The 13,666-nt window shown below is 61.0% G+C and carries 13 protein-coding genes; 6 read left to right on the top strand and 7 right to left on the bottom strand.

Annotated features, from left to right (window positions below; genetic code table 11):
- Positions 1-84 precede the first annotated feature (84 nt).
- On the top strand, positions 85-1,692 hold the full coding sequence (locus H351_RS00235; protein ID WP_029254374.1) for an ABC transporter substrate-binding protein: 1,608 nt from the start codon (positions 85-87) through the stop codon (positions 1,690-1,692).
- A 341-nt stretch (positions 1,693-2,033) separates the two neighbouring features.
- Here the strand turns inward: H351_RS00235 and H351_RS00230 are convergent, their stop codons facing one another.
- The gene (locus H351_RS00230) at positions 2,034-3,536 is read right to left on the bottom strand and encodes an MFS transporter (RefSeq protein WP_019746694.1); all 1,503 of its coding nucleotides are present in this window, start codon (positions 3,534-3,536) and stop codon (positions 2,034-2,036) included.
- Positions 3,537-3,694: 158 nt separating this feature from the next.
- Between H351_RS00230 and H351_RS00225 the strand changes: the two genes are divergently transcribed.
- Complete coding sequence (locus H351_RS00225; protein ID WP_029254375.1) at positions 3,695-4,369, top strand: TetR/AcrR family transcriptional regulator; 675 nt, start codon at positions 3,695-3,697, stop codon at positions 4,367-4,369.
- Here H351_RS00225 and H351_RS00220 read toward each other — a convergent pair.
- A complete protein-coding gene (locus tag H351_RS00220; RefSeq protein WP_029254376.1) occupies positions 4,359-5,318 on the bottom strand; it encodes a DMT family transporter in 960 nt (319 codons plus the stop codon). The two genes, H351_RS00225 and H351_RS00220, sit on opposite strands and share 11 nt — an antisense overlap.
- A 146-nt stretch (positions 5,319-5,464) precedes the next feature.
- Here H351_RS00220 and H351_RS00215 point away from each other — a divergent pair, with 146 nt between their 5' ends.
- Entirely contained in the window at positions 5,465-5,869 is a 405-nt protein-coding gene (locus H351_RS00215) for a YHS domain-containing protein (protein ID WP_306305301.1), read from the top strand.
- A gap of 79 nt (positions 5,870-5,948) precedes the next feature.
- On the opposite strand, the gene H351_RS00210 is transcribed toward H351_RS00215, so the two are convergent.
- From H351_RS00210 to H351_RS00200, 3 genes are all read right to left on the bottom strand, one after another.
- Positions 5,949-7,271: an MFS transporter gene (locus H351_RS00210; protein ID WP_029254377.1), complete on the bottom strand. Its 1,323-nt coding sequence runs from the start codon at positions 7,269-7,271 to the stop codon at positions 5,949-5,951.
- Positions 7,255-7,782 carry a carboxymuconolactone decarboxylase family protein gene (locus tag H351_RS00205; RefSeq protein WP_029254378.1) on the bottom strand — a complete coding sequence of 176 codons (528 nt, stop codon included), beginning with the start codon at positions 7,780-7,782 and terminating at the stop codon, positions 7,255-7,257. Before H351_RS00205 ends, H351_RS00210 begins: the two co-directional genes overlap by 17 nt.
- Before the next feature lie 73 nt (positions 7,783-7,855).
- Complete coding sequence (locus tag H351_RS00200; RefSeq protein WP_020968303.1) at positions 7,856-9,286, bottom strand: MFS transporter; 1,431 nt, start codon at positions 9,284-9,286, stop codon at positions 7,856-7,858.
- A 251-nt stretch (positions 9,287-9,537) separates the two neighbouring features.
- Between H351_RS00200 and H351_RS00195 the strand changes: the two genes are divergently transcribed.
- From H351_RS00195 to H351_RS00185, 3 genes are all read left to right on the top strand, one after another.
- Entirely contained in the window at positions 9,538-10,344 is an 807-nt protein-coding gene (locus H351_RS00195; protein WP_024487558.1) for a hypothetical protein, read from the top strand.
- Positions 10,345-10,542: 198 nt separating this feature from the next.
- A complete protein-coding gene (locus H351_RS00190; protein ID WP_020968305.1) occupies positions 10,543-10,908 on the top strand; it encodes a metal-sensitive transcriptional regulator in 366 nt (121 codons plus the stop codon).
- A gap of 35 nt (positions 10,909-10,943) precedes the next feature.
- Positions 10,944-11,324 carry a 6-carboxytetrahydropterin synthase gene (locus H351_RS00185; protein WP_029254379.1) on the top strand — a complete coding sequence of 127 codons (381 nt, stop codon included), beginning with the start codon at positions 10,944-10,946 and terminating at the stop codon, positions 11,322-11,324.
- Between the two features lie 41 nt (positions 11,325-11,365).
- Here the strand turns inward: H351_RS00185 and H351_RS00180 are convergent, their stop codons facing one another.
- Both H351_RS00180 and H351_RS00175 read right to left on the bottom strand, forming a co-directional pair.
- The gene (locus tag H351_RS00180) at positions 11,366-12,967 is read right to left on the bottom strand and encodes an ABC transporter substrate-binding protein (protein WP_029254380.1); all 1,602 of its coding nucleotides are present in this window, start codon (positions 12,965-12,967) and stop codon (positions 11,366-11,368) included.
- Positions 12,968-13,135: 168 nt separating this feature from the next.
- The gene (locus tag H351_RS00175; RefSeq protein ID WP_029254381.1) at positions 13,136-13,573 is read right to left on the bottom strand and encodes a hypothetical protein; all 438 of its coding nucleotides are present in this window, start codon (positions 13,571-13,573) and stop codon (positions 13,136-13,138) included.
- Positions 13,574-13,666: the final 93 nt, after the last annotated feature.

Raw genomic sequence — 13,666 nt, 5'->3', positions numbered from 1 at the left:
TGTATGGGGAACTTCAACGAGATACAGACCACGTCAGTCCCGCACGATTGTCGCCATGGCAACTCCTAGTAGATGGCGGCTCGTATGAAAGCCCGTTCTGTCTCCGCGACAGCAGTTATCAGCGTTGGCGTATTCACTCTGGCCGGGTGTGGCGGCGCATCCGGCCCCGAAGGTTCGGTCGGTGAGTATGCAAAGGACGGCAGTTTCACGACTGTCATCAACGCCGATCCCGGAAATCTGCACCCTCTGATCACCAACCTTACGTCGACTCAGATCGTGAACGCGTACTCGTACGATTCGTTGATCGACATCGATGCGCAAACCCGCACGGTGCGTCCGTATCTGGCGGAGAGTTGGCGTGAAGAAGGAAACACGCTGAAGTTCGTGCTCAAGAAGGGCGTCACTTGTGCCGACGGCACTTCCTTCACCGCGCAGACCGCAGCCGATGACATCAACTGGGTCATGGACCCTGAAAACGCTTCACCGCTACGAGGATCCACCGTGCCGTCGTCGACGGTCGCGTCCGCGGACGGTGACGAACTGACGGTCACGACAGCCGAACCGGCACCCTTCTTGCTCTCCCGAATAGGATCGATGCGGCTTCCGTGCGCTGCGACGCTCGAAGACCCGGCCAGTATCCGTTCGAGTAGTAACGGAACGGGTCTGTTCAAGGTCACCGAAGTTGTTCCCAACGATCACATCACGATGGAACGCCGCGACGGTTACACCTGGAGTCCGAACGGTGAGACCACTTCCGACACTCTCGGGGTGCCGAAGACAGTGACGATCAAGATTGTCACCGATCCGAGTACGACGGCGAATCTTGTTCTCACCGGTGGAGTGAATGCCGCGGCGGTGACAGGTTCGGACGAGGAACGAGTCTTGGCAGCGGGTCTGGATTCGAAGACCTACACCACGTTGTCCGGCGAGTTCATCTTCAATCATTTCGCGGCCCTACCCACGGCAGACCGTGCTGTACGGCAGGCCCTTGTGCAGGCAGTAGACCTGGACGACTACACCGAGATCACCACCGGCGGTAAAGGAACCCGTGCACGCGCCCTCGCGGTTTCGGAACCCCTTGCCTGCGACTACAACAGTGTCGAAGGGACGATCCCCGATTTCGACGTCGATGCAGCAAAGAAAACGCTGTCCGACGCAGGTTGGAAGGCGGGTCCCGACGGCCTCCTGACGAAGGACGGTCGACCGCTTGCCCTCAACGTAATTTTCAACAACTCACGCGATACAAACTCTGCCGCCGCGGAATACGTAGCAACACAGTGGGAAGGACTGGGCGCGAAGGTGAAACTGACCGGCGGCGACTACAGTTTCGTCATTGCCAACACATTCAGCACCACCGACCTGTCGTCGTGGGACGTTTCCATCGGTTTGACGCTGGGGAGTGATACGCCGAGCATCTTTGCCAAGTACTTCACCGGCCCGCCCAAACCTGAAGGAGTGAACTTCGCTTCCCTCGACAACAAGACGTACATCGAATTGTCCACTGAGGCTTCGCTTCTTCCCGGTGACGAGTCCTGCAAGGTCTGGGAGGAAAGTGAGCGCGCGTTGTTCAACGACATCGACCTGCTGCCGGTATCCACGACTCCCGCTCACATGTTCTTCAACGGCGCAACGTCGATCTACCCGCCGTCGAGCGGAATCCTTCCGGGCTCGGCGATCCGTGTCCTGAAGTAGGACCCTCGGCAAACGCTCACTTTCGGGTATTGATCATCCGAAGTGCAAACCGAAATACCACTGCAGCACCGGCACCTGCAGCCAGGCCGGCGACGACATCGGCAAGAAGAACACCGACGCCTATGCCCAGGACGGCAGCAGCGGCGACGGCAAGGGCGACGTCAGCACGAGGAGCGGCGATCGCGGCATCCTTTCCCCGAGTATCGAACGAGCACCCATCTCAACGGAGCATGTCACGAAACGGTCGTCTGCAGGTGTATCAACCGCAAAATGTGTGAAACGCGTCGGCCCCGGCGGAGTTGGACTCCGCCGGGGCCGTGCTGTGTGTGTTGCGCACTTGCTCAGTGCGTCGGGACGGATTCCTTCGACGTGGTCGGGGACGTATCGGTGTGCTGGCTACCAATCTCCTTGCGGGAGTTCGAGCCGTTGAACCGAGGGAGGAAACCGGCCAGGACGAGTGCGATGACGGCGGATCCGGCAGCGAGGGCCATGACGACGCGGAAAGCGTTCTCCGACGGCAGCGTTGCCCCACCGACGGACATGGTCATCTGGGCGATGACGACACCCGCGATGGCGCTGGCGAATGATGTACCGAGGGAGCGCATCAGAGTGTTGAAGCTGTTGGCTGCACCGGTCTCGGACGGAGGAACAGCCCCCATGATGAGAGCGGGCATTGCGCCGTAAGCCATACCGGTACCGGCGCCGATGATCACTGCGATCACGATCAGTTCCCAAATCGAGTGCATGGCGAAAATGCCGATGCCGTAACCGATTGCGACCACAATGGCGCCGAGCATGAGCGTCACTTTGGGGCCGTGCGAATTGGTGATGCGTGAGGACAGCGGAGAGATCAGCATCATGATGATGCCGGAGGGAGCCATGACCAGACCTGCGGTGAGCATCGAACCGCCGAGGCCGTAACCAGTGATTTCAGGCAACTGGACTACCTGGGGAAAGACCATGCTGGCGGCGAACATCGCGAATCCGAACACGATGGATGCGAGGTTGGTGAAGAGCACCTGGCGGCGGATGGATACGCGTAGATCCACCAGCGGCTTGGGGGTGCGTAGTTCCCACCATGCCCAGAATCCGAATATCAGGATCGCGGCGCCGAACAGGGAAAGCGTGAGCGTGCTCGTCCAACCCCAGTCGCCACCCTTGGAAATTGCGAGTAGCAGAGCGATGAGGGCGGCTGAGAGTGAGATTGCTCCGCCGAAATCGAACGTGCCTCCTGTGCGAACCGCCGATTCGGGGACCAGGACGACAACAAGAACGGCCGCAAGCGCGCCGAGCACGGCTGACGCCCAGAACAGGACGTGCCAGTCGGCGTACTCGGCGATCAAAGCCGCGATCGGAAGCCCCAGAGCGCCACCGACTCCCAGCGAAGCGCTCATCATCGCAACAGCGCCGGCGAGCTTCTTGGGCGGAAGTACATCGCGCATCACACTGATACCGAGCGGGATGACGCCGGCAGCAAGACCCTGCAGGATTCGGCCGGCAACGAGGGGGATAACGCTCGAACTGAGTGCTCCGACCACCGAACCGGTTACCAACAGCGCCATGCTGATCAGGAGTAGACGGCGTTTGCCGAACATGTCGCCCAAGCGGCCCATGGTCGGGACGGCGACGGCGGCGGCGAGCAGCGTGGCGGTCACAGCCCACGCGGTATCGGACGCCGGCGCGTTCAGGTACTCGGGCAGATGCGGGATGATCGGGATGACCAGCGTCTGCATGAGCGAGACGACGATGCCGGAAAACGCCAGAACAGCCACCACTGCGGTGGTGGCTGGCGACTTCGTTGTCTGTGGCGGCGTTGTCGGTGGTGGAGAAGTGGTTGACGACATTGCGGTAACTCCATCGGAGGAAGAACGAATAATGGTTTAAGTCAGTTGATTGAACTAAAGTTAAATCAAGTGACTGACTTAACGGAAGGGTGCGCCTCCGATCGTGACGAATATCTCCGGTGCCGAGCAGCTTCGGATGGTCGAGGATGATGGTGTCCATGACTACGAGGACTGAGGACGCGTCGGCCGACGTCGGCGGCGCCGCAAATTCCGCGCGCTCTGCTGCAACCCGAGACCGCATTCTCGCCGTCGCCGAGCAGCTGTTCGCCGAGCACGGAGTCTTCGCGGTTTCGAACCGCCAGGTGAGTGAAGCGGCAGGTCAGGGCAACAATGCAGCCGTCGGATACCACTTCGGGACCAAGACCGATCTGGTCCGCGCGATCGTGAACAAGCATTCCCAGCAGGTCGAGAAGAAGCGTGGCGAACTGCTGTGTGAGATCGAAGGGTCCACAAACGTTCGTGACTGGATTTCGTGTCTGGTTCGGGCGTCGACCGATCACTACGCCGAAATGGGTGGCCCGACTTGGTACGCGCGGTTCAGTGCACAGATTCTCACCGACCCGGTCCTGCGGAAAATCGTCTACGACGAGGTATTGGCCTCGCCCACCCTGCAGGAGACGCTTCGGGGACTCTCTGACTGTCTGGCCGACATGCCGATGAGTGTTCGACGCGCCCGCGCGGACATCGGACGCAATGCGATCGTGCACATGTTCGCCGAACGTGAGCGCACGCTTGCCGAAGAGGGGCCGGAAGCGGTCACGTCATGGGAGGACTTCACGACCGACCTCGTCGACGCGCTGGTCGGACTTTGGACGGCTCCGATCAGCCGCTGACCGGCCGTTTGTCCGCGCTAGCCGCCCGCCCCGGGGCAACCCTGCGCAATGGATCTCGCGTCGGCGGAAGATCCAGGAGCAAGCCCACTCCGGCAAGAATGATGACAAGACCGCCAACGAGCGCGAAGGTAACAGGCTCGTTCAACCACAGCACTCCGATGGCTGATGCCGAAATCGGAACGAGAAGAGTGACGGCCGATGCCGCGACTGGACCCGCCTGACGAATTATCCAGAAGTAGACCAGGTAGCCACCGGCGGTAGCCCCCAGCCCCAGGGCTGCCACGGCGATGAGTGGACCGACGGTTATGGGCCCCGGTGGGGGAGCGACGGCGGACACGGGCATCAATAGGGCAACCGCGGCAAGTTGTTGTCCGAGGGCCAGTGTCATCGGTGGAGTGTCCTGGAACGACTTTCGTGCGTAGACACCTCCGACTGCGTACAGCAGCGCCGCGGTCAAAGATGCGCCAATGGCCAGCATTGCGTGACTGTCGATCGCTGACGGAATTCCACCGACGAGCACCGAGACGCCGACGATGCCGATCGCGACCCCCGAGAGTTTTCGCCAGGTGATCTTTTGTCGAAGCCAGAAAGCGGCGACGAATACGGTGAACATCGGCGTCGTGGCATTCAGGATCGACGCCGTCGACGAGTTGAGGCCGACGATCGCAGTTGCGACAAGCGTCAGGGGCCCAGCGACGTTGAGGGCTGCCAGCAGTAGGAATGCAGAAAACCGGTGACCGACCGCGCGCCAGGTCGATCTGCTGGAAGCCGTTATCAGTGCGAGAACCAACGCTGCAACAATGAAGCGGCCGTGCGTCGTGCCGACGGCGCCGAGTGTTGGTGCTGCCACAGCAACGAGGGGGAACGAGCTTCCCCAGAGCGCGCCGACCAACAGCAAAGCTCCAACTACGGCGAATCGGCTGCTGCCGATTGCTTTCCAGTTCTTCATTGCGCCTCTTCGTCGACGACCTCGCGGACATGGATGGCCGATGCCAGACCTACCCTATACCCCCAGTAGGTATAATTCTTCTTGTGTCATGATGCTGTAGGTGATCCGAGACTGGGGACGCATTATTCGTTCTCCTGCAATGGTTTATGTGTCGAGGTGCTGTACGCGCAGACCTTCAAGTTATCTCCAATATACCTATAGGGGGTATATTGGTGGTTGTGTCGGGCTCGCTTTCCGGGCCACATCCGTCCAGCAAAAGAACAGGAATCCCAATGAGTAGTTGTGGCTGTGGAAATACCCCGAAGGCCGACGCCAATGGCGCTGTAGGCACTGTCGGTACGGCGATGCCGACCGGTGGGAAAGACCTACTCAACTCTGGCAGTAGTGAACTCGTCGAATGTCGGGTCATGCCCGGCAGTGTGATCGAAAAGGCGCGTGCCGAAGCGGAAGGCCTGTTCCGTGACTACGAAGGTAATCGGTACTGGTTTTGCTGCAAGGGTTGTGGTCCTCGATTCGACGCAAATCCGCGGAAGTACGCTGACGTGAGCTGAGCGAAAAGTGGTGGTGCAGGCGATGGCTGCACCACCACTTTCGTTGAGGCCCAATCGGGGTTCGGGCAGACCGTCGACATCAGACGGTGCGAGCGCACGCGCACTGGGTGGCCGCCAAGGTGCATTCGCCTCGCGTGGTTTCGTACGTCGCTTGTCCGGGCAATTCAGCAACTGTCTCCCGAGGCCAAAGTGCAAATCCTGCAACGGCTCCCACTGCGGCAAGCGCTGCAAGGATGCTCCAGGTGACCGCAAATCCCGCGCTCGAACCAACCCATCCGGCGATCGGATAGGTGACAAGCCAGGCAAGGTGCGACAGGGAGAACTGGGCTGCGAATACCTCCGGTATACCTGCGGGGTCGACGGAGCGCCGAAGTACTTTTCCGGTCGGCGTGACGATCATGGCCATCCCGGCGCCGACGAGTGCCCACACTGCGGCAGTGAGCATCCACGTGAATACACCGGCCACGGCGAGGGCTGCTGCCGCGCTGGCACTGACGACCAGGACAACGGAACCCGCTGTCATCACAGTGCGTTCAGCGGTTCTGTCGAGAACGCGTGGAAGAAGCAGCGCGGTCACCAACGTGCCGGTGCCTGACGCGGCAAGCATCCACGCCACGTCGGATTGGGTTCCACCGAGCTCGTCGCGGACGTAGTTGACGGTGTTGACCACGACGATCGAACCGGCTGCTGCCACCACGAGATTGAGTGCCATGATGCCGCGCAGTCGCGGTGTGGTCACGAAGATTCGCACCCCCGACGCGATCCGATCCCACGCCTTGCGGTGAGTACTCCGGCGAGCGTTGGGGATTCGGGTGGCCAGCACGAGCAGTGCCGAGACCGCAAAGCCCACGGAGGTGGCGACGAACAACAGGTTGAATGTCATGAAGGACAGTGCGACTGCGGCAAGAACAGGGCTGAGCAGGCTTTCCATAGTGTAAGCGACCTGCGATGCCGACAGTGCGCGGGTGAAATCGGCCTCGTCGGTCACGATGTCAGGAATGACCGCTTGGAACGTGGGAGTGAACGCTGCCGACGCAGCTTGGAGAACGCCTACCAGCACGTAGATGTGCCAGATCTCGCTGACGAAGGGCAATGCGATCACGACCGCTGCACGAAGGGCGTCGAGGGCAACGAGGAAAGCCCGTCTCGGCAACCGGTCGACGTACGCCGCCGCGAGTGGAGCGATCACGACGTACAGGGACATCTTGATCGTCAGCGCGGTGGCCAGCACAGCTCCGGCGCTCGGCCCAGCGAGTTCGTAGGCGAGTAGACCCAGCGCAACCGTCGCCAATCCGGTGCCGAACAGCGCGATGATCTGGGCGCTGAAGAGCAGGCGATAGTCGCGAATCAAGAACAGACGCATGCTGTTCCGTTCCGGTGCGGTCCTAGCGGTCCGGTTCATCTGGTTTCACTCCCGCGACAAGATTGAAAGCTCCGGTCAGGACATTGAGGGCGACGATTCCGACGACGTCGGCGATCTCGCGATCACCGTAGCCGTGCGCTCGAAGGCCCGCGATGTGTTCGTCTGAAATCGAGGCAGGCTCCCGATAGACGCGAAGTCCGAGGTCGATCATTGCCGCGATGGCAGGATCGGCGGACGTGCCCGCGCGGGCACGCTCGATCTCGTCCGCCTCGACGCCGTTGGCGTGCGCGGCGGCAACGTGGGCTTCGAGGCAAACAGCGCAACCTTGCTGGACCTGCACGGCGATCGAGATTCGCTCGGTGATCTTGCGGCTCAGTTTCGCTCGCTTCATTGCCCGGCTGAGTTGCAGATAGCCACCCAGTACGGCGGGCGAATGAGCCATCGCCGCGACCATGTCACCGACCTGTCCATGACGGTTGACGAGTTCGGCGAGAAGGTCTTTAGATGCACCGACAGCGGTGGTGGGCGTGAGAGATGCAAGGCGCGGCATAACGAGTCCTAAGTGGTTCCGCCGGTGGTGGGTTCGGCTGGTGACAGCCGGCCGAACCCACCACCGGAGTTGGTCAAGAATTGACGGTGGATTGAACGGTTCGAGGATCGTCGACCTTGGTCGACCGCATCACGACCGCGGTGATTGCTGCGCCAACCACTGCGATGGCGGCTGCTCCGAGGAACACGGCGGAGAAACCGTTCGTCAACTCCGTCAGGTCACCGAGTTGATCAGCGCCGAACACTGCTGCGATCGCGGTCATCACCGCGAGGCCGACAGCCGAGCCGACCTGGTAGCTGACGTTGACGATGCCGGAGGCCAATCCGCCCTCTTCCGGGCGTGCAGCCGAAATCGCCGTACCGAGTGAGGGAATGAACGCCAGCGTCATACCTGCCGCAGCCACGAGCGACGCCGGCAGTACGTCGACCCAGAAGTTGCCGGTGGGCCGGATCAACGACATCCAACCCAAACCGATTCCCAGTACCAGCAATCCGGTCACGATCATCGCTTTTGCACCGAAGCGTGCCATGGCCCGTGGTGCCACGACGACCATGCCGAGCATGACGAAGATCGTCATCGGCAGCAGCGCCGCACCGGCCGGGAAGGCGCTGTATCCGAGCACTTGCTGCAGGTACAGGTTCAGGAAGAACCACATCGGTATCCAGGCAGCGCCGAGGACGAGCTGAGCGATGTTCGCGGCACCGAGGTTGGGCGCCTTGAAGATTCCCAGACGCACCAGAGGTTCCCGACGCTTGGACTGGATCAACACGAATGCACCCAACAGAGCGGCCGAAACGGCGAGCGCCAGCCACGTCTGCCCGGATCCCCATCCGACATCAGGTGCTCTGACGATGCCGAAGACTCCGACAGCAAGACCTGCGGTGACAGCGAGTGCGCCGAGGAAGTCGATCGACCCGGTACGTGCCGGTGCGTTCGGCATCAGGAGGGGAGTAGCGATCAGCGCGATGACGGCGATGGGAATGTTGAGGTAAAACACCCAAGGCCAGCTGGTGTATTCGGTGATGACGCCGCCGAGGAACACTCCGGCCGTACCGCCTGCCGGGGCGGCAGCGCCGTAGATGGACAGCGCCTTGGTCATCTCTTTCTGCGTGCTGCCGAACAGCATCATCAGCAAGGTGAGCGCCGATGGTGCGATGAGTGCGGCACCGGCACCCTGAACGGCGCGGCCCGCAAGTTCGACGGCAACGTTACCGGCGGCACCGGCGACAACGGAACCGATCAGCAGGATCAGCCAACCAGCGGAGAACACTCTGCGGGCGCCGAACAGGTCGGACAGGCGGCCGCCGAGGAGGAGTAGCCCACCGAATGCGATGACGTACGCATTGAAGACCCAGGTCAGGCCTTCCTGGGAAAAGCCGAGATCGCTCTGCATCTGGGGGAGAGCGACACCGATGATCGAGGTGTCCATGATGACCATGAACTGAGCGGCGGCGATCAACGCCAACGCCCACCACTTACGGGTGGATTTCGGTTGTGTGGACATTCTGAGTTCCTTACCTGTACGGGGTATAGATGATGCTCGTGTGGTCAGGGGGTGTCGAAAGCGGGCCTGGGCGACATCGGCGCAGCGCTTCGTTGAGGTGCGCGGGGAAATGCTGTTCTTGGAACTCATTCGGCCGGCGCTCTGCGTAGATGCGCATCGGATCTCCTTCGAGCGAATTCAGGGTGTTCGAGTAGTTCGTTGCATACCCTAGGGGGGTATGGTACAAATTGCAACAGGTTCGAATTCAAGGAGTGTCGAACCCGACGCAGACGGCAACGGAAGTGCTGCCGACCCAAACTTTGGAGGGCAAGATGTTCAGCGGCAACGGCTACACACTGGAATTGGCAACGTCGGAGGCGGCCGTCGGCAGCCATGTCCCCTTGCAGTTCCGGATCCTGGATTCGGTTGGAACTCCGTTGACCAGGTACACCGACACCCACGACAAGCAGTTGCATCTGATCGTGGTCGGTCTGGACCTGACCGGATTCCAACACGTGCATCCCGAATTGGACGAGAACGGAAACTGGCGTGTGTCAGTCGATTTCGATCACGCGGGAGACTACCGAGTCTTCGCTGACTTCACCCCGGACGGGGGTGACGGAATGACGCTGAGTGCGGATGTACGCGTCGCCGGGTCCTATGATCCTCGGCCGTTGCCCGCCGCTGCTGCCGTCACGACGGTCGACGGCTATACCGTCTCTCTCGAAGGCGCGGCCCATGCCGGCCAGACATCGAAGCTCACGCTCTCGGTCAGTCGTGACGGAATCCCGGTCACAGACTTGCAGCCCTACCTTGCCGCGTACGGGCATCTGGTCGCGTTGCGTGCCTCCGACCTCGCCTATCTCCATGTGCATCCGGATGGTCATCCGGGTGACGGTGTCACGCCGGCTGGACCGGCAATCACCTTCTACGCCAACATGCCGAGCGCTGAGGACTACCGGTTGTTCCTGGACTTCAAACATGGCGAAGTGGTGCGTACGGCGGAATTCACTCTGACTGCCGACAATGCGACCACGCCTGGGGCCGAACACTCGAGCCACTCGCACCACGGGCACTGAGACCGAATGAGTTTCGCAGCAACGGGAAAACGGGCATGGGCGATCACCATGCACCCATCTGTTCGTGCAGTAGCGAAATGCGTGGCGATGTGCGCAGTGATTGCTCTGCAAGACAACGGAAGTCGAAGAGTAACCGCACATCGCCCCGGTAACGAGAATTGTTGCGAAGTCACGCGTTGACGAACAGGAGGACATCGAATGTCGGAAGCGACAGAAGTGGGCAACGCTCCAAGCAGTGCCCCGGGCAATGATACGACCGGCGATGTGTGCTGCACGGGTGATTCCCACGGCTACATCACCGCCAAGGACGACTACCTAGGGCGCCTGCGTCGCATCGAGGGTCAAGCCCGCGGCCTGCAGCGCATGGTCGACGAGGACAAGTACTGCATCGACATTCTCACGCAGGTTTCGGCGATGACCAAGGCTCTCCACGCGGTGGCCATGGGGCTGCTCGAGGACCACATCAGCCACTGCGTCGTCAAAGCTGCCGTTGACGGTGGTCCCGAGGCGGAGGCAAAGGTGAAGGAAGCGACCGACGCGATTGCGAGGCTCGTTCGCTCGTAGAACTGTGCTCGACGAACATTGATACCGTGGTCGTCATGTTCAGCATCGAGATCCGTCGTACATTCGCTGTGAGGCAAGGGCTTCCGGCACCCGTGCGGGACGCAAAGAATTTGCCGCCGCTGATGCCTGCCGAGGGATTTCGCGTGACGATGCGAGTCGGGTTCTCGTTCGAGGACGACCAACTCGGCGAACGTGGATGGTTTGTCGACACGGACGCTCTGGACGAGTCCGTCGATCGGTGCGCCGAGCGATTGGCGAGCGGTGTCTGGCCGGAGATTTTCGATTTCCGTCCGTCATTCGAGAACGTTGCGAAGTGGTCTTTCACGGAACTTGCGTCCACGATTCCTCAGCTGACCTACGTCGAGCTGGACAACGAGACGATAGGTGTGGCAACGAGATACGTCAGATCGCACTGATCTGACATATCTCGTTGCCACAGGGGTTTCGATCGATCGGACTACTGGTAGAGACGCAGTGCAGACCCGATGAAGGACTTACCGAATGCGAGCCCGGCCTTGTTGAAGTAGAAGCTCATGTTCGTATTCGCGAACGGCACCGCGGACACCGTCTTGGTGATCTGCGACTCGGCGTCTGCCCACTCTGCGCACGCTGCGTCGCCGGTCAACCCGGAAGCCTTGGCCACCGCTGCTTCGTAGGCGGGGTTGTTGATCGAAGAGAAATTCTTACCGGCTGCCGGAGCAGGTCCGGTGAAGAACGGGGTGAACCCGCTGGGAATCGAATTGTTGATCTGGATCCATGCGATGTCCCACTGATTGTTGTCTTTACCGCTGAGCATGACGTCGACAACTTTGGTCTGGTCGGCTCCCGTTACCTCGACGTTTGCGCCGAGATCCGACCATGCAGATTGAGCGAGTTCGGCTGCTGCGCTGCGAGCCTCTTCGCCTCCTGCGTAGAAGAGGCGGAGTGTCAACGGGTTTCCGTCTTTGCTTCGTTTTCCGTCCGACCCGGCGGTCCAGCCGGCCGCGTCCAAGGTTGCCTTCGCTGCGCTGACGTCGTAGTCCGGAATGTTGCCGGTGACGGAGTCGTACACGCAGGCGCGGGGCTCTACACCGACGAGACTTGTTGCGCGGGTGCCCTGGCCGGCAGTGATAACTTCTGCCAGATCGTCGAGATTGACTCCCTGGATGAGTGCTTTGCGAACGGCGGGATCGCTGGTGGGATTGTTCGCGATCTGGTTGAAGTACATCTGACCGGACGGCATCGGGCGATTGATCGAGGCGAAATTGGCGGCTTCGATCCGGTCCTTGTCCGGACCGGCGATCGGAGATGCGTTGAGTTCGCCGGAGAGAAGCTGGTTTGCGGCGGTGCTGACATTGGGTGCCATGACAGCGATGACGGTCTTGGGGACACCTGGTGTGTCGGAGGTGGTGTCGTCGGGGCCCCAGTTGTAGCCGTCACGACGCTCGAACGTGTAGTGGTCGTTGGCGGCGACTTCGGTGACTTCGAACATCCCGGAACCGAGAGACTTCTTGTTCGAGGCGGTCGGGTCCGCGAGTCCGGCGTCGCACATGATCGGGAGGCGACTGACCGTGAGGAGGAGGAAGGGGCTCGGCGCCGGAGTGGTGACCGTGATGGTGCGGGTCGCGGGATCGGCAGTGGCCGAAGCGCCTACGGGGACCGTAGTGCCGCGTTGTTGTGAACCGTTGGCCGGATCGGCCACGAAGTTGATGTTGTTCGCGACGGTCTGCGCGTTCAGCGTCGACCCGTCGGTACAGGTCACTCCCTCGCGGATGGTGAAGGATGCGGAGGTCGGCGTCTCTTCCCATTTCTCTGCCAACCACGGTTTGAATTCACTGGTGTCCGGATCCTGGTAGACCAGGGAGTCGTAGGCCAGCCTCGAGATGTCAGCGGTTGCCGCGGAGCCGGACATGATCGGGTTGAGTGCACCCGGATCGGCTTGCAACGCATAACGGAAGGTTCCGTCTGTCAGAGGTTCACCGCCGTCGGAGCCCGAGGACGTGCCTCCCGAGCTGCAAGCCGACAACACGAGTGCGAGCCCCGCGGCCGTTGCAAGTGCCGGATAAGAGCGGTGTTTCATTGTGCCTCCGTGAAGGAGCCAGGGCCCGAGCGAAGTTCGAGAGGGCGCGGTCGAGTGTGACCGCTAAATCTTGGCGTAGGACGTGACGGGCATCTCGGTCGATCTTCACGAAAATCATGCCGATTTTTGTTCGATCTCACGAGAACCGGGGTGATGAACCAGTTCAGGTCACGGTGAGTCGAGGTCATTTTGCCGTGGCCACCCGGCCGCAGTGAGTACAACGGCAGGGACCGACGTCAACGGAGAGATCGGGCCGAGGGCGAGGAGATCTTCGTCTTCGTCGATCTCGGACCAGAATTTTTCAGAAGAAACATCGAGGCCGAGAACGATCCACGGCGGTCCGGCTTCTTGAAAGGCAAAGGAGACTCTGCCGGTTCGCGGAACCGTCGCATCGAACAGGTGGTCTCCGACTGGATATCCCTGTTGCTCGCCCACCAACGTCAGGGTTGTCGGTTCGAAGGACGCCTCGCGCAGCATCTTCTCGACTGCGCGGTCGAAACTCTGCTGAGTGGTGAACTCTTCGTCCGCGTTCGAACCGCTGAACTCGGGGAAATGCGCACAACACAAAACGTGTGAGCCCTCTGAGTTGCAGTAGAGACGAAACACGGGAAATCCACCTGCCACGAAGCGTGACGTTAGCAGAGCGTCGAAATGGAGAAGTTGCTGTTTCGGCAAAGATGGTTGCGTGAGTTGTGGAAG

It is taken from the genome of Rhodococcus erythropolis R138 (genome assembly GCF_000696675.2).
GTDB lineage: Bacteria > Actinomycetota > Actinomycetes > Mycobacteriales > Mycobacteriaceae > Rhodococcus_F > Rhodococcus_F erythropolis.
The sequence above is the reverse complement of the archived record's forward strand: the minus strand, read 5'-3'. Positions and strand labels throughout refer to the sequence as shown.

Bases quoted from the DNA above. Each gene is read 5' to 3' on its own strand.
- H351_RS00200 (WP_020968303.1), bottom strand. From the start codon at position 9,286: ATGTCCACACAACCGAAATCCACCCGTAAGTGGTGGGCGTTGGCGTTG.
- H351_RS00180 (WP_029254380.1), bottom strand. From the start codon at position 12,967: ATGAAACACCGCTCTTATCCGGCACTTGCAACGGCCGCGGGGCTCGCA.
- H351_RS00220 (WP_029254376.1), bottom strand. From the start codon at position 5,318: ATGAAGAACTGGAAAGCAATCGGCAGCAGCCGATTCGCCGTAGTTGGA.
- H351_RS00185 (WP_029254379.1), top strand. From the start codon at position 10,944: ATGTTCAGCATCGAGATCCGTCGTACATTCGCTGTGAGGCAAGGGCTT.
- H351_RS00225 (WP_029254375.1), top strand. From the start codon at position 3,695: ATGACTACGAGGACTGAGGACGCGTCGGCCGACGTCGGCGGCGCCGCA.
- H351_RS00210 (WP_029254377.1), bottom strand. From the start codon at position 7,271: ATGAACCGGACCGCTAGGACCGCACCGGAACGGAACAGCATGCGTCTG.
- H351_RS00205 (WP_029254378.1), bottom strand. From the start codon at position 7,782: ATGCCGCGCCTTGCATCTCTCACGCCCACCACCGCTGTCGGTGCATCT.
- H351_RS00190 (WP_020968305.1), top strand. From the start codon at position 10,543: ATGTCGGAAGCGACAGAAGTGGGCAACGCTCCAAGCAGTGCCCCGGGC.
- H351_RS00215 (WP_306305301.1), top strand. From the start codon at position 5,465: ATGTGTCGAGGTGCTGTACGCGCAGACCTTCAAGTTATCTCCAATATA.
- H351_RS00230 (WP_019746694.1), bottom strand. From the start codon at position 3,536: ATGTCGTCAACCACTTCTCCACCACCGACAACGCCGCCACAGACAACG.
- H351_RS00235 (WP_029254374.1), top strand. From the start codon at position 85: ATGAAAGCCCGTTCTGTCTCCGCGACAGCAGTTATCAGCGTTGGCGTA.